Origin of the sequence: Halomonas sp. PBN3 (assembly GCF_000475415.1) — a bacterium.
In the GTDB taxonomy this organism is placed as follows: Bacteria; Pseudomonadota; Gammaproteobacteria; order Pseudomonadales; family Halomonadaceae; genus Halomonas; species Halomonas shengliensis.
The window spans coordinates 13196-30422 of record NZ_AXCA01000048.1 but is presented as its reverse complement, the minus strand read 5'-3'; the positions used below and the strand labels follow the sequence as shown (position 1 = coordinate 30422).

Sequence of the window (17227 nt, the reverse complement as noted above, 5' to 3'; positions counted from 1 at the left end):
CTTCCAGCTTCCAGCTTCCAGCTTCCAGCTTCCAGCTTCCAGCTTCCAGCTTAGGAGTCGTCCTCCGCCTCGCGCTGCTGTTTCTTGCGCCGGGCGAGGCGCCCGAACAGCAGGCCGATCTCGTAGAGCAGGTACATGGGAATCGCCAGCAGGCTCTGGGAGATCACGTCCGGGGGCGTCAGTAGCATGCCCACCACGAAGCAGCCCAGTACGACGTAGGGGCGCTTCTTCGACAGGCTCTCCACCGTGGTGGCGCCGGAGGCGATCAGCAGGAAGGTGGCGATGGGGATCTCGAAGGCCACGCCGAAGGCGAAGAACAGCTTCAGCACGAAGTTGAGGTAGGCGTTGATGTCGGTCATCACCGTCACGTTCTCCGGCCCGGTCTGGGTGAAGAACTCGAACAGCAGCGGGAAGACCGCGTAGTAGGCGAAGGCCGCGCCGCCATAGAACAGCAGCACGCTGGAGGCCAGGATCGGCAGCGCCAGCGCCTTCTCGTTGTCGTAGAGGCCCGGGGCCACGAAGGCCCAGGCCTGGTGCAGCACATAGGGTACGGCGATGAACACCGCTGTCACCAGGGTCAGCTTGAAGGGCGCCAGGAAGGGCGAGGCCACCTCGGTGGCGATCATCTGGGAGCCTTCCGGCAGCAGCGCCATCAGCGGCTGGGCCACGAACAGGTAGATGTCGTTGGCGAAGGCGTAGAGGCCGAGGAAGATCACCAGCACCGCCACCACCGCGCGCAGCAGGCGCGAGCGCAGCTCGATCAGGTGTTCGATCAGCGGCGCCTGGTGCTGTTCCGGGGAGTCGCCGGGGTTGCTCATCGTTCGGGGGCGTCCTTGTCGGCGGAGGAGGGCTCGGGCGAGGCGTCGGTGCCCTCGCGGGCGCGGGCCAGGGCATCATCCAGGCGCTGCTCCGGGGTGGGGCGGGCCGGCGGCTCGCCGCTTCCTGTCTCGCCCCGGGCGGGGCGCTCGGGCTCGGCGATGCCTTCCATGCCACGCTTCACCTGGTTGACGCTGTCGTCCAGCTTTTTCTGCTGTTCGTCGAGCTTCTGGCGCAGCTCTTCCGCCTCCAGCTGGGCGCTGATCTCGCGCTGCATGCCGGAGACGGTCCGCTTGATCTTGCCGATCCACAGGCCCAGGGTGCGCGCCGCCTTGGGCAGCCGCTCGGGGCCCAGCACCAGCAGCCCCACCACGCCCAGCAGCAGGAGTTCGAGAAAGCCGATGTCAAACATGGCGGCTTACTTGCGCTCTTCCTGTTCCTCGGGCTTGCGCTCGGCCTGGACGTCGTAGGTATTCGTCGGCTCTTCCTTGTGGTCGACGCGGGCCTGGGGTTGTGCCTCGCCCTCCTCGTCGGACTTCTCGCCCTTCTCGTCCTCGTTCATCGCCTTCTTGAAGCCCTTCACGGCGCCGCCGAGATCGGTGCCGACATTGCGCAGCTTCTTGGTCCCGAAGATCAGGATGATGATGCCGAGAACGATCAGCAGCTGCCAGATACTGATACCACCTAACATGTGCGCTTCCTCTGAAACGTGGTCCCGGGCTGTCCGGGAGCCGAATGGGTCTATTGCGGCCGGGCGGCCTTCTCGTCGTGGCCCGAGATACCGAAGCGCCGCGCCAGCTCGTCGAGCACCGCCCGCTGGTCGAGCCCGAGATGCGACAGCATCACCAGGCTATGAAACCACAGGTCAGCCGTTTCGGCGATCAACGCTTGGCGCTCGGCCTCGCCGCCGTGCTCGGCGTCCTTCGCCGCGAGCAGGGCCTCGGTGGCCTCCTCGCCGACCTTCTCGAGTATCTTGTTCAGGCCTTTGTGATGCAAGGAGGCCACGTAGGAGTCGTCGGGGTCGGCGTCGCGACGCCGATCTAGGACAACCTGCAGCCGTTCGAGGATATCGCTCATCGGTGACGTCTCCGTGAATCGCGAAAGAATCAGTGCCAGGCCAGCAGCGCGAGGCCCAGGGCGGCGGCGGCCAGGGCCGGCCAGGGCTGGCCGCCGGCCCACTCGGCCAGCGGCTGCCAGGCCAGCGCCAGGGCCAGCAGCACGAGCCCCAGGCGCAGCCGTCGGCCGCGTCGGCCCTGGTGCTCCAGCTGGCGGCGGATGCCGCCGAGTGCCTCGCCCTGGCGGCGGCGCTGGCGCTTCTCGAGTTCCGCCTGGAGCAGCACCTGGTGGGCCAGGGTGGGCAGCTCGGGTAGCCGGTGGCTGAGCTCCGGGGCCTGGCGCTTGAGCGAGGCCCACAGCCCCTTGACCCCGGCGCGCTCCTCCATCCAGCGCTCCAGGTAGGGCTTGGCGGTCTGCCACAGGTCGAGCTCCGGGTAGAGCTGGCGCCCGAGCCCCTCGATGTTGAGCAGGGTCTTCTGCAGCAGCACCAGCTGGGGCTGCACCTCCATATCGAAGCGGCGTGCGGTCTGGAACAGCCCCAGCAGCACCTGGCCGAAGGAGATGTCCTTGAGCGGCTTCTCGAGGATCGGCTCGCACACGGTGCGGATCGCCGCGGCGAACTCGTTGGCCCGGGTGTTCTCGCCGACCCAGCCGGACTCGATGTGCAGCGCCGCCACCTCATAGTAGTCCTGGTGGAAGAAGGCCAGCAGGTTGCGGGCCAGGTAGTCCTGGTCCTCGCGGGTCAGGCTGCCGACGATGCCGCAGTCGATGCCGATGTACTGCGGGTCGTGGGGGTGTTGGCGCGAGACGAAGATGTTGCCCGGGTGCATGTCGGCGTGGAAGAAGTTGTCGCGAAACACCTGGGTGAAGAAGATCTCCACCCCGCGCTCGGCGAGCTTCCTGAGGTCGGTGCCCTGGGCGCGCAGGGCGGCGACATCGGCCACCGGGATGCCGTAGATGCGCTCCTGGACCATCACCCGCTGGCGGGTCAGCTCCCAGTGGATGCCCGGCACGTAGAGGTGGGCGGAGTCCTTGAAGTTGCGCTTGAGCTGGGAGGTGTTGGCCGCCTCCTTGTGCAGGTCGAGCTCGTCGAACAGCGTGACCTCGTAGTCGCGTACCACCTCGACCGGGCGCAGGCGGCGCGCCTCGGGGACCAGCGCCAGCAGCCGCGCGAAGCGATAGAGCAGCGCCATGTCCTGGCGCATCACCCGCTCGATGCCGGGGCGGATGATCTTGACCACCACCTCCTCGCCGCCATGCAGCCGGGCGCCGTGCACCTGGGCGATGGAGGCGGAGGCCAGTGGCTCTGGGTCGAAGCGCGCGAAGGCCTCGGTCACCGCCAGGCCCAGCTCCTCCTCCACCACCACGCGGGCCTCGTGGCCGGGGAAGGGGGGCACCTGGTCCTGGAGGCGCTTGAGCTCGTCGGCGATGTCCTCCGGCAGCAGGTCGCGGCGGGTGGAGAGCACCTGGCCGAACTTGACGAAGATCGGCCCCAGCGACTCCAGCGCCAGGCGCAGGCGCTCGCCCCGGTTGCGCTCGCCGATGGGTACCAGGCGCAGCGGCGAGAGCCTGAGCAGGGTGCGCAGCACCCAGGGCAGCCGTTCGGCAGGGATCAGGGTGTCCAGGCGGTAGCGCGTGATCACCCACAGGATGCGCAGCAGCCGCAGCAGCATCATGGCGCGGCCCCGCCGGCGAGGCGCCGGTGCAGGCGGGCGAGGCGCGCCTCGAGGCGGTCGGCGGTGACCTCGAGCTCGGTGAGGTGGTCGCGCAGCACCTCGACCTGGGGACGGCCGGGCAGCAGGCGGGCCTCCTCAACCAGGTACTCGGCGAGGTCGGCGCAGAACTCCTCGCGGGTGCGCAGGCCGAAGCGGCCCAGGCGCCGCAGCCCCTCGGCCAGGCTGTGGGCGGGCAGGTCGCCGAGCCAGCGGGCCAGCTCGCCCTCCCAGTCCAGGTCGAGGTCGAGGAGCAGGTCTCGGGTCGCCTCCAGCAGCGGGATGCGGCCGCGCACCGCGAGCCTGCCCTGGAACATCAGGCGCTCCATGTCGGCGCCGCCGAGCAGCGCGCCGAGGGTCTCGGCGTCGAGCTCCAGCACGGCGTCGAAGTCCGCCTCGTCAGCGTCATCGGGGCGCAGCAGGTCGAGCCCCTCGGGATGGAAGTGCAGCGCCAGGGCCAGCGCGGGATTCTCCAGGCGCACCAGCAGCCGCTGGCCGGCGAGGCGCGCCAGGCGACCGGGCGCCGCCGGGTCACGGGCGAGCAGGCCGTTGAGGGTCCGCTCGACGGCGGCGAGCAGCAGGGTCGGGGTCAACGCCATGCCCACCTCAGAGCTTGATGCCGCGGTGCAGGGCGACGATGCCCCCGGTCATGTTGGTGTACTCGACCCGCTCCAGGCCGGCTGCCTCCATCATCGCCTTGAGGGTCTCCTGGTCCGGGTGCATGCGGATCGACTCGGCCAGGTAGCGGTAGCTGTCGGCATCGCTGGCCACCACCTGGCCGATGCGCGGCAGCAGGCGGAAGGAGTACTCGTCGTAGGCCTTGGTAAGCAGGGGGTTGTCAGGCTTGGAGAACTCCAGCACCAGCAGGCGGCCGCCGGGCTTGAGCACCCGGGCCATGGAGCGCAGGGCGGCGTCCTTGTCGGTGACGTTGCGCAGGCCGAAGGCGATGGTGATGCAGTCGAAGGTGTTGTCGGGGAAGGGCAGGCACTCGGCATTGGCCTGGACGTACTCGACGTTGGCGCCGACGCCGTGGTTGAGCAGCTTGTCACGCCCGACCCGCAGCATCGACTCGTTGATGTCGGCCAGCACCACCCGGCCGCGGGGGCCCACCAGCCGCGAGAACTTCAGCGTCAGGTCGCCGGTGCCGCCGGCGATGTCGAGCACGCTGTGGCCGGGGCGGACGCCGGCACGCTCGATGGTCAGCCGCTTCCAGAGGCGGTGGATGCCGAACGACATCAGGTCGTTCATGACGTCGTAGCGGGCCGCCACGGAGTGGAAGACATCGGCGACCCGGGAGGCCTTCTCCTCGAGGGGGACCTCCTGGTAGCCGAAGTGGGTGGTCGTGTCGTCCCTGGAGCTGTGGTTGGCGCTCATGCGATGGGGCTCCCGAATCGCTGCAATGGGAAGAGGTCGCTGCCTCGAATGGGCGCCATTGTAGCCTCGGGCGGCATCGCTTGTCTTGACGCGGGTTAGAGCTGCCGGACCTCGATGCCCAGCGGTTCGCGGCTGGCGCCGGCCGCCTCCAGGCGCTCGAGGTACTCTGCCCAGTTGGCCTCGCGATGCTGGATCAGCCACCACAGGTAGTCCCAGCTGTAGAGGCCGCTGTCGTGGCCGTCGTCGAAGTGCAGCTTGAGCGCGTAGCGCCCGGTGGGGGTGATGTCCTTGAGGCCGACGAACTTCTTGCCCACCTGCAGGGTCTCCTGGCCCTTGCCGTGGCCGCGCACCTCGGCGGAGGGGGAGAACACCCGCAGGTACTCGCAAGGGAGCCGATAGCGCTCGTCGCCCGGGTAGGTCAGCTCGAGCTCGCGGGCCTGCTGGTGGTAGTGGACATTGGTGGGGATGGGGGCTGTCATAAGCACCTTCGGTACCGGGCTTCGCCCGGAGCTTTAAGCTGTAAGCCTTAAGCCGTAAGTGGCCTGCGGCCAGTTCCTGCTCGCAACGCCTCCTTGGGGCGCAGTTCCGTGATCGTGATGCTATCGGGACCGCGCCACCGAGGGGTTGCTTACAGCTTATCGCTTAAAGCTTACGGCTGGGTTTACAGGATATACCGCGACAGGTCCTCGTCCATCGCCAGCTCGCCGAGTTGGGAGTCGACATAGGCGGCGTCGATCACCAGCGGGCTGCCGATGTCGCTGCCGCGGAACGAGGCCTCCTCCAGCAGGCGCTCCATCACGGTGTGCAGGCGGCGTGCGCCGATGTTCTCGGTGCCCTCGTTGACCTTCCAGGCGATCTCGGCGATGCGCTCGATGCCGTCGTCGCTGAAGGTGACGTCGAGCCCCTCGGTGGCCAGCAGCGCCTGGTACTGCTTGGTCAGCGCTGCGGAGGGCTCGGTGAGGATGCGCTTGAAGTCGTCCGGGGTCAGGGCATTGAGCTCGACGCGGATCGGCAGGCGACCCTGCAGCTCGGGAATCAGGTCCGAGGGGCGCGAGAGGTGGAAGGCGCCGGAGGCGATGAACAGGATGTGGTCGGTCTTCACCATGCCGTACTTGGTAGAGACCGTGGAGCCCTCGATCAGTGGCAGCAGGTCGCGCTGCACCCCCTCGCGGGAGACCTCGCCGCCGCTGGACTGGCCGCTGCCCTTGGCCACCTTGTCGATCTCGTCGAGGAAGACGATGCCGTTCTGCTCCACCGACTCGATGGCACGGGCCTTGATCTCCTCCTCGTTGACCAGCTTGGCGGCCTCCTCGTCACGCAGCAGGGCGAAGGCGTCCTTCACCGCCACCCGGCGGGTCTCGGTCTTCTGCTTGCCCATGCCGGAGAAGAGGCTCTGCAGCTGGCTGGTCATCTCCTCCATGCCCGGCGGGGTCATGATGTCGAGGTTGGGGCCCTGCTGGGAGACCTCGATGTCGATCTCCTTGTCGTCGAGGTCGCCCTCGCGCAGTTTCTTGCGGAAGGCTTGGCGGGTGCCGCTCTCCTGGCGGGGCGCCTCCTCCTGGCCACGGGGCGGCGGCAGCAGGGCGTCGAGGATGCGGTCCTCGGCGGCGTCCTCGGCGCGGTGGCGCACCTCCTCCTTGGCCTGCTCGCGCACCAGCTTGATGGCGGCCTCGGTGAGGTCGCGCACGATCGACTCTACGTCGCGGCCCACGTAGCCCACCTCGGTGAACTTGGTGGCTTCTACCTTGATGAAGGGCGCGCGGGCCAGCTTGGCCAGACGGCGGGCGATCTCGGTCTTGCCCACCCCGGTGGGGCCGATCATCAGGATGTTCTTGGGTGTCACCTCCTGGCGCAGGTCGCCGTCGAGCTGCATGCGCCGCCAGCGGTTGCGCAGGGCGATGGCCACGGCGCGCTTGGCATCCTGCTGGCCGATGATGTACTGGTCCAGGGCGTGGACGATCTCGCGGGGGGTCATCTGGGTCATGGTATCGGCCTTAGCCCGCCTTGGCAGGCAGCTCCTCGAGGGTGACGTTGTGGTTGGTGAACACGCAGATATCGCCGGCGATCGCCAGCGACTTCTCGGTGATCTCCTTCGCCGAGAGGTCGGTGTTCCCCAGCAGGGCGCGGGCCGCGGCCAGGGCGTAGTTGCCGCCGGAGCCGATGGCGATGATGCCGCCCTCGGGCTCCAGCACGTCGCCGTTGCCGGTGATGATCAGCGAGGCGTCCTTGTTGGCCACGGCGAGCAGCGCCTCGAGGCGGCGCAGGGCGCGGTCGGTGCGCCACTCCTTGGCCAGCTCCACGGCAGCTTTGACCAGGTTGCCCTGGTACTTCTCCAGCTGTGCCTCGAAGCGCTCGAAGAGGGTGAAGGCGTCGGCGGTACCGCCGGCGAAGCCGGCCAGTACCTCGCCGCGGTAGAGGCGGCGGACCTTGCTGGCGTTGCCCTTCATCACGGTATTGCCCAGCGACACCTGGCCGTCACCGGCCAGCGCCACCTGGTCACCGCGGCGAACGGATACGATCGTGGTCATGGAGGGGACTCCTTGGGGGAGCGGGTGATCGGCTCCCGATGACTTTCGGCGCCCTGACGGGCGCCGTGACGAAGCGGTCTGAGGGGACTAGGTGCGGGCGTGCGGCCCAGAATTCAAGCGCCGCGTGCGTGGGAGACCCATCGCACGGGGCAACATGGCGCAAGGCTTGCCCGGCGCCTTGCGCTATCGAGCCGAGCCGAGCCGAGCCGACCGAGGTTGCCCAGGCGTGCAGGAGGTCAGTCGTTGAGCTGGATCAGCAGCGGCTCGATGCCCTGGGTGACCATCAGGTCGCGGGCCCGGGAGAGCTCGCGGCGGTCCTGGTAGGGGCCCACCTGCACCCGGTGCCAGGTCTGGTTGCCGCTCGCCTTGACCTCGCTGACCTGGGCCAGCAGGCCGAAGTCGCGCAGGCGGCTGCGCAGCTGCTGGGCATCTCCGGGCTCGCGGAAGGAGGCGGCCTGGAGCATGAAGCGCTGGCCCGAGGCGGTGGTGGCCGGGGTGGCCCGGGTGTCGGCGGCCTCGGCCTGGGCCTGGCGTTCGCTGGCCAGGTTGGCGGCGATCACCTCGGCGATGGGGTCCGCATCGGGTTCACGCTCGGCCGTCGCCGCCTCGGCCTCCGGCGCCTCGGCCGGTGGCGGCGTGGCGGTGGAGGCCGGCATCTCGCCGCCCGGGGCGATCACCTCGGACTCCGGCAGCAGGGTGTAGAACTCGAAGGTCGGCATCGTCGGCGCCTCGGATTCGGCCGCTGGTGCGGGCTCGCCGGGCGGCGGCGCGCTGCGCGGCAGCACCCGGGCCAGCGGCGAGTCCTCGTCCTGCCAGGGGGCCACGCCATGCTGGTGCTGGGAGAGCAGGAAGCCCGCCACCAGGCCGGTCAGCCCCCATAGCCAGCCGGGCAGGCGCCACTCGCGTCGCGTCCTGCTGGTGGGTTGGCGGCGGCTGCTGGTGGCGCCGCGCTTCTTGGCGGGTGGCTTGCGGGTGGCCATGGCTTACATCTCCTCCGGGGCACCGACTCCCATCAGGTCCAGGCCGTTGCGCAGCACCTGGCGGGTGGCCAGGCCCAGTGCGAGGCGGGCGTTGCGCAGGGCGTCGTCCTCGACCATCACCTTCACCGCGTTGTAGCAGGTGTGGAAGTCGGCGGCGAGGTCGAGCAGGTACTGGGCGATCTGCTGGGGCTCGCGGGAGGCCGCGGCGTGCTCCACGGTCTCGGGGAAGCGTGCCAGGCGGTTGAGCAGCGCCTTCTCCTGGTCGGCCTCCAGCAGGGCCAGGCTCTGCATGGCCAGCGCGTGGTCGAAGGGTTTCTCCTCCGCCTCGGCCTTGCGCGCCACGCTGCACACCCGGGCGTGGGCGTACTGCACGTAGTAGACCGGGTTGTCGTTGGACTGCGAGCGCGCCAGGTCGATGTCGAAGGTGAGTTGGGAGTCGGCGCGGCGTGCGGCCAGGAAGAAGCGGGTGGCGTCGCGGCCCACCTCGTCGATCAGGTCGCGCACGGTGACGTAGCTGCCGGCGCGCTTGGAGAGCTTCACCTCGACCCCGGAGCGGGTGACCATCACCATCTGGTGCAGCACGTACTCGGGCCAGCCCCTGGGGATATCGGCCTCCAGGGCCTGCAGGCCGGCGCGCACCCGGGTCACCGTGGAGTGGTGGTCGGCCCCCTGCTCATTGATCACCGTCTCGAAGCCGCGCTGCCACTTGTCGAGGTGGTAGGCGACGTCGGGCAGGAAGTAGGTGTACTGCCCGTCGGACTTGCGCATCACCCGGTCCTTGTCGTCGCCGAAGTCGGTAGTGCGCAGCCACAGGGCGCCATCCTGCTCGTAGGTGTGGCCCTTCTCGATCAGGCGCTCGACGGTCGCCTCCACCTTGCCGTCGCGGTAGAGAGAGGACTCCAGGAAGTAGACGTCGAAATGCACACCGAAGGCCTTGAGGTCGAGATCCTGCTCGCGGCGCAGGTAGGCCACGGCGAACCCCTGGATCGCCTCGAGGTCGTCCGGGTCGCCCTTGCCGGTGACGTGGCGGTCGTCGGCGTGGACGGTCTCGCCGGCCAGGTAGGCGTTGGCCACATCGATGATGTAGCCGCCGCGGTAGCCATCCGCCGGCCAGCCTGCGTCCTCGGGGTCGAGCCCCCTGGCGCGCGCCTGCACCGAGAGCGCCAGGTTGGTGATCTGGGCGCCGGCGTCGTTGTAGTAGAACTCGCGGGTGACGTCGTGGCCGGTGGCCTCCAGCAGGCGGCACAGGCAGTCGCCGATGGCCGCGCCGCGGCCGTGGCCCACGTGAAGCGGGCCGGTGGGGTTGGCGGAGACGAACTCCACCTGCACCTTGCGGCCCTGGCCGGTGAGGCTGCGGCCGAAGGCGTCACCCGCGTCGAGCACCTGGCGCACCACCTGGGCGGCGGCATCGGTGGCGGCGAAGAAGTTGACGAAGCCGGGCCCGGCGATCTCCACCTTCTGCACCGCGTCGCTCTCGGGCAGGGCGCCGACCAGCGCCTCGGCCAGCTCGCGGGGCTTGCGGCCCGCCGGCTTGGCCAGCATCAGGGCCAGGTTGGTGGCGTAGTCGCCGTGGGTCTTGTCCTTGGTGGGGTCGACCTTGATGGTGGGGGAGAGGTCGGCGGGCAGCACGCCCTGCTGCCGGAGGGAGTCGAGGGCGTCCTCGAGCAGCGCAACGATGGTCTCTTTCATGAGGCGTCGGAATGTCCTGTGGCGTCGCGGCGAGCGGCCGATGAACCGGCGGTGACGAGGCGCTCGTGCGATGCGGGCATGGATGGGGAGCCTTGGCGGCGCGGCCGGCCATTATCGGCAATTGTGGGGCGGCTTTAAAGGGCGACGCTCAGCTCAGCGTCTGGGGGTCGATATCCAGCGACCAGCGCACCCGGCGCGCCTCGGGGGTAGCCTCGAGCCAGGCGGCCAGCCAGGCGCCGGCCTCGTGGAGGGTGCTGCGCCGCTCGGCGGTCAGCATCAGCTGCAGGTGGTAGCGGCCCTGGCGGCGCTCCATGGGGGCGGGAACCGGCCCCAGGCAGTCCACCGCCAGCTCGCGCTCGGCCAGCCAGCCACGCAGGGCCGCGGCGGCGCGTCGGGCGAGCTCGCCCACCGCCTCCTCCCGGGCACTCTCCAGGCGCAGCAGGGCGAGGAAGCGGAAGGGGGGCAGGGCGGCGGCGCGGCGCTCCTCCAGCAGGCGGTCGGCCAGGGCCGCGTAGCCGCGCTCGGCGAGCAGGCGCAGGTGAGGGTCGTCGGGGTGCATCGTCTGGACCAGCACCCGGCCGGGGTGAGCGGCGCGCCCGGCCCGGCCGGCCACCTGCACCAGCAGCTGGGCGCCCTGCTCCAGGGCTCGGAAGTCGCTGGCGTAGAGGCCGGCATCGGCATTGACCACCACCACCAGGGTGACGTGGGGCAGGTGATGCCCCTTGGCCAGCATCTGGGTGCCCACCAGCAGGCAGGGCTCGCCCCGGCGCACCTCGGCGAGGACCGCCTCGAAGGCGTCGCGGCGGCGGGTGCTGTCGCGGTCGATGCGGTGCACCGGCACCTTGGGGAAGCGCTCGGCGAGGGTCTCCTCGGTACGCTCGGTGCCGCTGCCCAGGGGGCGCAGGTCGATGCTGCCGCACTCGGGGCAGGCCTCGGGCAGGGCGCGGCGGCGGTCGCAGTGGTGGCAGGCGAGCAGCGGTGGGCGGCGGTGCAGGGTCATGCGCGCGTCGCAGGCGTCGCACTCGGCCAGCCAGCCGCAGGCGTGGCAGGCGAGGGTGGGGGCGAAGCCGCGGCGATTGATGAACACCAGCACCTGGTGGCCGGCGGCGAGGGTCTCGGCGATCGCCTCCAGCGCCGGCGGGGCGAGGCCGCCCAGACGCCGTCGGCCGCGCAGGTCGAGCAGCTCCAGCGCCGCCGGGGCGTGGCGGGTGGCGCGCCGGGTCAACGGCAGGTGGCGCCAGTCGCCGCGGCGGGCCAGGGCAAGGCTCTCCAGCGACGGCGTGGCGCTGCCCAGCAGCACCGGGATGGCGTGGCGGTGGGCGCGGGCCACGGCGAGGTCGCGGGCATGGTAGCGCAGGCCGTCCTGTTGCTTGTAGGAGCCGTCGTGCTCCTCGTCGACGATGATCGCCCCGGGCCGCGCCAGGGGGGTGAAGATCGCCGAGCGGGTACCGATGACGATCGGCGCACGGCCGCTGGCGGCGGCCTCCCAGGCGTCCAGGCGTTCGTGGTCGGTGAGCCCCGAGTGCAGCGCCACCACCGGCACCCGGAAGCGACGGCGGAAGCGTGCCAGGGTCTGGGGGGTGAGGCCGATCTCGGGCACCAGCACCAGCGCCTGGCGGCCGCGTCCCACCACCGCCTCGATCAGCTGCAGGTAGACCTCGGTCTTGCCGCTGCCGGTTACCCCCTCCAGCAGGCAGGGGTGGTAGGCATCGAGGCGCTCGTGGAGCACCGCCAGGGCCTGGGCCTGCTCGCGGTTGAGGGGCAGGGCGGGCTCGGCCAGCAGGTGGTCGGCGTCGGGGCGGGCCGGTGCGCTCAGCGCCTCCTCCTGCCGCTCGATCAGCCCCTTGGCGGCCAGCGAGCGCAACTGGTCGCGGCTGAAGGCCTGGGCGAGGATCGCCTGGCTGGCCAGGCCGTGGGGGTGCTGGGCGAGCATGGCCAGCAGCGCCGCCTGGCGCGGGGCGCGGGCGAGGGCCTCGGGGCCGGCGTCCCGGCCGGCGGTGGTGAGCGCCCAGCGCTCCCGGGTGCGCCCGGCCAGGGGGCGCCCCTGGCGCAGCAGCACCGGCAGCGCCTGGTGCAGAGTATCCCCCAGCGGGTGCTGGTAGTAGCGGGCGGTGAAGCGGCACAGCCACAGCCAGTCCGCCGGTAGCGGGGCCTCATCGAGACAGGCCAGCGCCGGCTTGAGCTCCGAGAGCGGCAGCTCGCCGTGGTCGAGGCAGGCCACCACCACGCCGACCACCTCGCGGCGCCCGAAGGGCACTCGCACCCGCAGTCCCGGCGCCCAGCCGCCGGGCGGCGCCTCGCGGGCGGGGCGGTAGTCGAACAGGCGGCGCAGCGGCGAGGGCACGGCGACGCGCAGCACCCGAGGGGCGGGGGAGTCAGGCAATTGGCCTCCGGTGGCGGCTCTGGTAGAATGCGGCGCTCCCCGAAATGCCGATACGGCGTGGCGGGGATTCCTGGTGAGTTTCCGCGGTTGCTCGGCAACCGGATCACAACCGTATGCGGTGCCTGGCAATGGATCAGGTGGCGGCATACAGCGCAACGAGGCCCAAGATGAAACAAGGTATCCACCCCGAATACAAGGCGGTCACCGCGACCTGCTCCTGCGGCGCCACCTTCGAGGTCGGCTCCACCGCCGGCCACGACCTGGAGCTGGACGTCTGTTCCCAGTGCCACCCCTTCTATACCGGCAAGCAGAAGCAGGCGACCACCGGTGGTCGCGTCGAGCGCTTCAACAAGCGCTTCGGCGCCGCGCTCAAGCGCTGATCGCGTTGCGGCTCTTCGCCGTGCGTGACAAGAACCCGCCCCTTGGGCGGGTTCTTGCGTATCTGGCCGGAATAATGTCGACAATGGCGTCGAATGAGCGTCGATCGGGCGGCTATGCAAGGTGCTGTAAAGATATGGAAACTTTTTCTATACTCTGGATCACGACTTCACCCTGAGCGGACACAAAGCATGACTGACGCAAGACAGGCAGCGCTGGACTATCACGCCAAGCCCATTCCCGGAAAGCTCTCTGTCGAGCTGACCAAGCCCACCGCCACCGCCCGTGACCTCTCGCTGGCCTACAGCCCCGGCGTCGCCGAGCCGGTGCGCGAGATCGCCCGCGACCCCGAGAACGCCTACCGCTACACCGGCAAGGGCAACCTGGTGGCGGTGATCTCCGATGGCACCGCCATCCTCGGCCTCGGCAACCTGGGCCCGCTGGCCAGTAAGCCGGTGATGGAGGGCAAGGGCGTGCTGTTCAAGCGCTTCGCCGGCATCAACTCCGTCGACGTCGAGGTCAATGCCGAGAGCCCGCAGGCCTTCATCGACACCGTGGCACGCATCGCCGATACCTGGGGGGGCATCAACCTCGAGGACATCAAGGCGCCCGAGTGCTTCGAGATCGAGCAGACGCTGATCGAGCAGTGCAGCATCCCGGTCTTCCATGACGACCAGCACGGCACCGCCATCGTCACCACGGCGGGCATGCTCAACGCCCTGGCTATCGCCGGGAAGTCGGTCGAGGAGGCGCGCTTCGTCTGCATGGGGGCCGGCTCCGCGGCCATCGCCTGCATGAAGCTGCTGGTCAGCTGCGGCGCGCGTGCCGAGAACATCTACATGCTCGACCGCAAGGGGGTGATCCACAGCGGGCGCGAGGATCTCAACCAGTACAAGGCGATGTTCGCCACCGAGACCGACAAGCGTACCCTGGGCGACGCCATCGACGGCGCCGACGTCTTCCTGGGCCTTTCCGGCCCCAACCTGCTCTCCCCCGAGCAGCTCAAGAAGATGGCACCCAACCCGGTGGTGTTCGCCTGCTCCAACCCCGACCCGGAGATCCATCCGGCCGACGCCTTCGCCGCGCGCGACGACGTGATCATGGCCACCGGTCGCTCGGACTATCCCAACCAGGTCAACAACGTACTGTGCTTCCCGTTCATCTTCCGCGGTGCCCTGGACGTGCGTGCCACCCGCATCAACGAGGAGATGAAGGTGGCGGCGGTGCATGCGCTCAAGGACCTGGCCCGGGAGCCGGTGCCCGAGGAGGTGCTGGTGGCCTACGAGAAGGAGAGCATGAGCTTCGGCCGCGACTACATCATCCCCACCCCGGTGGACGCGCGCCTGCTGGAGCGCGTCTCCTCGGCGGTGGCCCAGGCGGCGGTGGACTCTGGGGTGGCGCGCAAGCCCTATCCCGCCCACTACCCGCTGAAGACCGTGGACGACGTCTACGGCGGCTGATGCCGCAGACGCCAGTCGCCACAACGACAAGGCCGGCCCCGAGGGGCCGGCCTTGTCGTGTCCGGGCAGGGTGGCAGGCGCCGGGTGGCGCCTGCCGCCTCTCAGAAGATCGCCTCGTAGGTGCCGGTGCCCTGGGAGCCGCTGCGCCGCTCCACCTCGCGCTCCACCTGGCGGGGCTGCACGCTGGGCAGGTGATCCGGATGGAAGATCTCGCTGATGCCGCCCCCGGCGCCATCGGGCAGGCGTCGGCCGGTGTCCGGGTCGACGCGGGCGGTGACCAGGGCGGCGGGAGGCTCGGGCATCGCCGGCGGCTGGCCCTCCAGCGCCTCGCCCATGAAGTGCATCCACACGGGCAGGGCGGCGCTGGAGCCATACTCCGCGGTGGTGGTGTTGTCGTCCTTGCCCACCCAGGCGGTGGCCACCAGCTCGCTGTTGAAGCCAGAGAACCAGGTGTCGCGCTGGCCGTTGGTGGTGCCGGTCTTGCCGACGATGTCCTCGCGGCCGAGCTCCAGGGCGCGGCGGCCGGTGCCGTTCTCGATCACGTCGCGTAGCATGTCGCGCAGGATGTAGAGGTTGACCGGGTCCACCACGCGCCTGGCCACCGGGTAGCGCCGCTCGCCGCGGGTCACCTCCTCGGTGCCGGGGGCGCAGTCGCGACACGCCACCGCCGGCAGGGCCTCCTCGATGACCGTCTCTCCCTGGGCGATGCGCTCGACGAACCAGGGCGAGACCTGGAAGCCACCGTTGGCCAGCACCGCATAGGCGTTGGCCATCTCCAGCGGGGTCAGGCTGGCGCTGCCCAACGCCAGCGAGAGGCCGTTCGGCAGGCGCTCCTTCTCGAAGCCGAAGCGGGTGAGGAAGTCGATGGTGGTGTCCAGCCCCACCTCGCGCAGCACGCGGATGGTCACCAGGTTGCGGGAGCGGGCCAGGGCGTTGCGCAGGCGCATGGGCCCCAGGAAGTCGCCGCTGGAGTTGACCGGGCGCCACAGCTCGTCGCTGCCGTCGTTGATCACCACCGGGGCGTCGTTGACCACGCTGGCGGCGTTCATCAGGCCGCTCTCCAGTGCCGCCAGATAGATGAAGGGCTTGAAGATCGAGCCCGCCTGGCGCTGGGCCTGTACCGCACGGTTGAACTTGCTGGCGTCGAAGTCGAAACCACCCTGCAGGGCGAGGATGGCACCGGAGTCGGGCTCGAGCACCACCAGCGAGCCCTCGGCATCGGGGCGCTGGGCCAAGCGCAGGCTGCCGTCCTCGCGCTCCATGACACGCACCAGGTCGCCACGGCCGGCGATCTCGGCGGCGGAGCCCGGCTCGGGGCCGCGGTACTGGGCGGTGCGAAACTCGCGTGCCCAGGAGAGGCCGTCCCAGGCGATGGTGCGCAGCTCGCCACCGCGCAGCAGCACGCGCATCTCGCGCCCTTCGCTTGCCACCACGATGGCCGGGCGGAGCAGGCCGTAGCGCGGGGTGCGCTCCAGCACCTGGACCCAGTTGCTGACGTCGCCGTCGATGCCCTCGACCCGGGTCTCGCTGCGCTCGGCGGCGCGGCGGGCGGTCTCGAGCACCTCGGGGGACTCCTCGAGCTCCTCCTCCAGGCCGCTGCGCTCGGTGCGATCCTGGGCCTCGGCGAGGCTCTGGGGGATCTCCTCCTCCTCGGGGCCGCGCCAACCGTGGCGGGTGTCGTACTCGATCAGGCCGCGGGCGAGGGCGCGGCGCGCCATGGGCTGCAGCTCGCTGCTCAGCGTCGTGGTGATATGGTAGCCGCCGGTGTACGCCTCGCTCTCGCCGAAGCGCTCCACGGCGAACTGGCGAGCCATCTCGGCGACATAGTCGGCATCCACCTCGGCCTGGGCCACGTGGCGCTCGGCGGTGACCGGGGCCTGCACCGCCTCGTCGTAGGCGGCCTGGTCGATGTGCCCCAGCTCGCGCATGCGGAACAGGATCCAGTTGCGGCGGATCAGCGCGCGCTCCGGGTTGGAGAGCGGGTTGAAGCTGGAGGGGGCCTTGGGCAGGCCGGCGATCATGGCCGTCTCGGCCAGGGTCAGCTCGGCCAGCGGGCGGTCGTAGTAGATCTCGGCGGCGGCGGCGATGCCGTAGGCGCGATGGCCGAGGAAGATCTTGTTGACGTAGAGCTCGAGGATCTCTTCCTTGCTCAGCACCTGCTCCATCTGCAGCGCCAGCAGGATCTCGCGGATCTTGCGGGTGAAGGTGCGGTCCAGGGTCAGCAGGTAGTTGCGCGCCACCTGCATGGTGATGGTGGAGCCCCCGGACTGGATCTCGCCGCCGCTGGCGACCAGCTCAGAGGCGGCGCGGGCCAGCCCCATGGGGTCGACGCCGCGATGCTCGAAGAAGCGGTCGTCCTCGGCCGCCAGCAGGGCGTCGATGAAGGTCCGCGGGATCTCGTCATAGTCGATCGGCAGGCGGCGCTCCTCGCCGAACTCACCGATCAGCTTGCCGTCGCGGGTGAAGATGCGCAGCGGCGAGTGCAGCTCGGCGTCCTGGAGCTGGCGCACGTCGGGAAGGCCGGGGGCGAAGTAGAGCGCGGCGCCCACCACGCCCAGCCCGGCCGCGGCGGTGAGCGAGACCACGAGCCAGGCCAGGGAGAAGAGCAGGGTTCTGAGAAACGTCATGTAAAGGCGGTGTCCGTGCAGGGGGGCGTGAGCGGAAAAGAGGTGAAGGTGACGCTCGGTTGCGCCGCCATTATAGGAAGCCGGGGCATGGGTCACCAGCGTTGACCGTGCTCGCCCAATGTTTACCGTGTGAGACTTGGCAAGATCATGTAACCTCATGCGCACGGGATGGGGAAGATAGGAAGCCCTGCCAGCGCCAGGAACGGCAGGCACCATGACAAGGC

Annotated in this window: 16 protein-coding genes; 2 read left to right on the top strand and 14 right to left on the bottom strand. The window is 70.0% G+C overall.

Features of this window, described 5'->3' with window-relative positions:
* Window positions 1-50: 50 nt before the first annotated feature.
* The 13 genes from tatC to Q673_RS22210 form a co-directional block, all read right to left on the bottom strand.
* Window positions 51-818: a twin-arginine translocase subunit TatC gene (gene tatC / locus Q673_RS22270; protein WP_023004856.1), complete on the bottom strand. Its 768-nt coding sequence runs from the start codon at window positions 816-818 to the stop codon at window positions 51-53.
* Complete coding sequence (gene tatB / locus Q673_RS22265; protein ID WP_023004855.1) at window positions 815-1228, bottom strand: Sec-independent protein translocase protein TatB; 414 nt, start codon at window positions 1226-1228, stop codon at window positions 815-817. The genes tatC and tatB overlap by 4 nt, the downstream gene beginning before the upstream one ends.
* 6 nt (window positions 1229-1234) lie before the next feature.
* Complete coding sequence (gene tatA / locus Q673_RS22260; protein ID WP_023004854.1) at window positions 1235-1507, bottom strand: Sec-independent protein translocase subunit TatA; 273 nt, start codon at window positions 1505-1507, stop codon at window positions 1235-1237.
* 50 nt (window positions 1508-1557) lie between these two features.
* The gene (locus Q673_RS22255; RefSeq protein ID WP_023004853.1) at window positions 1558-1893 is read right to left on the bottom strand and encodes a phosphoribosyl-ATP diphosphatase; all 336 of its coding nucleotides are present in this window, start codon (window positions 1891-1893) and stop codon (window positions 1558-1560) included.
* 29 nt (window positions 1894-1922) lie between these two features.
* Window positions 1923-3545, bottom strand: coding sequence for a ubiquinone biosynthesis regulatory protein kinase UbiB (ubiB, locus tag Q673_RS22250; protein WP_031217582.1), 1623 nt, complete (start codon window positions 3543-3545; stop codon window positions 1923-1925).
* Window positions 3545-4183, bottom strand: a complete 639-nt coding sequence (locus Q673_RS22245) for a ubiquinone biosynthesis accessory factor UbiJ (RefSeq protein WP_031217581.1) — start codon at window positions 4181-4183, stop codon at window positions 3545-3547. The genes ubiB and Q673_RS22245 overlap by 1 nt, the downstream gene beginning before the upstream one ends.
* A gap of 7 nt (window positions 4184-4190) precedes the next feature.
* On the bottom strand, window positions 4191-4958 hold the full coding sequence (gene ubiE, locus Q673_RS22240; RefSeq protein WP_023004850.1) for a bifunctional demethylmenaquinone methyltransferase/2-methoxy-6-polyprenyl-1,4-benzoquinol methylase UbiE: 768 nt from the start codon (window positions 4956-4958) through the stop codon (window positions 4191-4193).
* A 95-nt stretch (window positions 4959-5053) separates the two neighbouring features.
* Window positions 5054-5437 (bottom strand): gamma-butyrobetaine hydroxylase-like domain-containing protein, encoded by a 384-nt coding sequence (locus Q673_RS22235; RefSeq protein WP_023004849.1) that lies wholly within the window; start codon window positions 5435-5437, stop codon window positions 5054-5056.
* A gap of 182 nt (window positions 5438-5619) precedes the next feature.
* On the bottom strand, window positions 5620-6942 hold the full coding sequence (gene hslU / locus Q673_RS22230) for an ATP-dependent protease ATPase subunit HslU (RefSeq protein ID WP_023004848.1): 1323 nt from the start codon (window positions 6940-6942) through the stop codon (window positions 5620-5622).
* A 10-nt stretch (window positions 6943-6952) separates the two neighbouring features.
* On the bottom strand, window positions 6953-7486 hold the full coding sequence (gene hslV, locus Q673_RS22225; RefSeq protein WP_023004847.1) for an ATP-dependent protease subunit HslV: 534 nt from the start codon (window positions 7484-7486) through the stop codon (window positions 6953-6955).
* 236 nt (window positions 7487-7722) lie between these two features.
* Window positions 7723-8466, bottom strand: a complete 744-nt coding sequence (locus Q673_RS22220) for an SPOR domain-containing protein (RefSeq protein ID WP_023004846.1) — start codon at window positions 8464-8466, stop codon at window positions 7723-7725.
* Window positions 8467-8469: 3 nt separating this feature from the next.
* Window positions 8470-10155: an arginine--tRNA ligase gene (argS, locus tag Q673_RS22215; protein WP_023004845.1), complete on the bottom strand. Its 1686-nt coding sequence runs from the start codon at window positions 10153-10155 to the stop codon at window positions 8470-8472.
* Window positions 10156-10303: 148 nt separating this feature from the next.
* Window positions 10304-12685: a primosomal protein N' gene (locus Q673_RS22210; RefSeq protein WP_043524234.1), complete on the bottom strand. Its 2382-nt coding sequence runs from the start codon at window positions 12683-12685 to the stop codon at window positions 10304-10306.
* Between the two features lie 20 nt (window positions 12686-12705).
* On the opposite strand from Q673_RS22210, the gene rpmE reads away from it, so the two are divergent.
* On the top strand, window positions 12706-12918 hold the full coding sequence (gene rpmE, locus Q673_RS22205; RefSeq protein ID WP_023004843.1) for a 50S ribosomal protein L31: 213 nt from the start codon (window positions 12706-12708) through the stop codon (window positions 12916-12918).
* A 189-nt stretch (window positions 12919-13107) separates the two neighbouring features.
* Entirely contained in the window at window positions 13108-14376 is a 1269-nt protein-coding gene (locus tag Q673_RS22200; RefSeq protein WP_023004842.1) for a malic enzyme-like NAD(P)-binding protein, read from the top strand.
* Window positions 14377-14477: 101 nt separating this feature from the next.
* Here the strand turns inward: Q673_RS22200 and Q673_RS22195 are convergent, their stop codons facing one another.
* On the bottom strand, window positions 14478-17003 hold the full coding sequence (locus Q673_RS22195; RefSeq protein ID WP_023004841.1) for a penicillin-binding protein 1A: 2526 nt from the start codon (window positions 17001-17003) through the stop codon (window positions 14478-14480).
* Between the last annotated feature and the right edge of the window lie 224 nt (window positions 17004-17227).

Excerpts from the sequence above, each read along its gene's own strand:
- tatC (WP_023004856.1), bottom strand. The coding sequence starts at position 818 with ATGAGCAACCCCGGCGACTCCCCGGAACAGCACCAGGCGCCGCTGATC.
- tatB (WP_023004855.1), bottom strand. The coding sequence starts at position 1,228 with ATGTTTGACATCGGCTTTCTCGAACTCCTGCTGCTGGGCGTGGTGGGG.
- tatA (WP_023004854.1), bottom strand. The coding sequence starts at position 1,507 with ATGTTAGGTGGTATCAGTATCTGGCAGCTGCTGATCGTTCTCGGCATC.
- Q673_RS22255 (WP_023004853.1), bottom strand. The coding sequence starts at position 1,893 with ATGAGCGATATCCTCGAACGGCTGCAGGTTGTCCTAGATCGGCGTCGC.
- ubiB (WP_031217582.1), bottom strand. The coding sequence starts at position 3,545 with ATGCTGCTGCGGCTGCTGCGCATCCTGTGGGTGATCACGCGCTACCGC.
- Q673_RS22245 (WP_031217581.1), bottom strand. The coding sequence starts at position 4,183 with ATGGCGTTGACCCCGACCCTGCTGCTCGCCGCCGTCGAGCGGACCCTC.
- ubiE (WP_023004850.1), bottom strand. The coding sequence starts at position 4,958 with ATGAGCGCCAACCACAGCTCCAGGGACGACACGACCACCCACTTCGGC.
- Q673_RS22235 (WP_023004849.1), bottom strand. The coding sequence starts at position 5,437 with ATGACAGCCCCCATCCCCACCAATGTCCACTACCACCAGCAGGCCCGC.
- hslU (WP_023004848.1), bottom strand. The coding sequence starts at position 6,942 with ATGACCCAGATGACCCCCCGCGAGATCGTCCACGCCCTGGACCAGTAC.
- hslV (WP_023004847.1), bottom strand. The coding sequence starts at position 7,486 with ATGACCACGATCGTATCCGTTCGCCGCGGTGACCAGGTGGCGCTGGCC.
- Q673_RS22220 (WP_023004846.1), bottom strand. The coding sequence starts at position 8,466 with ATGGCCACCCGCAAGCCACCCGCCAAGAAGCGCGGCGCCACCAGCAGC.
- argS (WP_023004845.1), bottom strand. The coding sequence starts at position 10,155 with ATGAAAGAGACCATCGTTGCGCTGCTCGAGGACGCCCTCGACTCCCTC.
- Q673_RS22210 (WP_043524234.1), bottom strand. The coding sequence starts at position 12,685 with ATGCCGCCACCTGATCCATTGCCAGGCACCGCATACGGTTGTGATCCG.
- rpmE (WP_023004843.1), top strand. The coding sequence starts at position 12,706 with ATGAAACAAGGTATCCACCCCGAATACAAGGCGGTCACCGCGACCTGC.
- Q673_RS22200 (WP_023004842.1), top strand. The coding sequence starts at position 13,108 with ATGACTGACGCAAGACAGGCAGCGCTGGACTATCACGCCAAGCCCATT.
- Q673_RS22195 (WP_023004841.1), bottom strand. The coding sequence starts at position 17,003 with ATGACGTTTCTCAGAACCCTGCTCTTCTCCCTGGCCTGGCTCGTGGTC.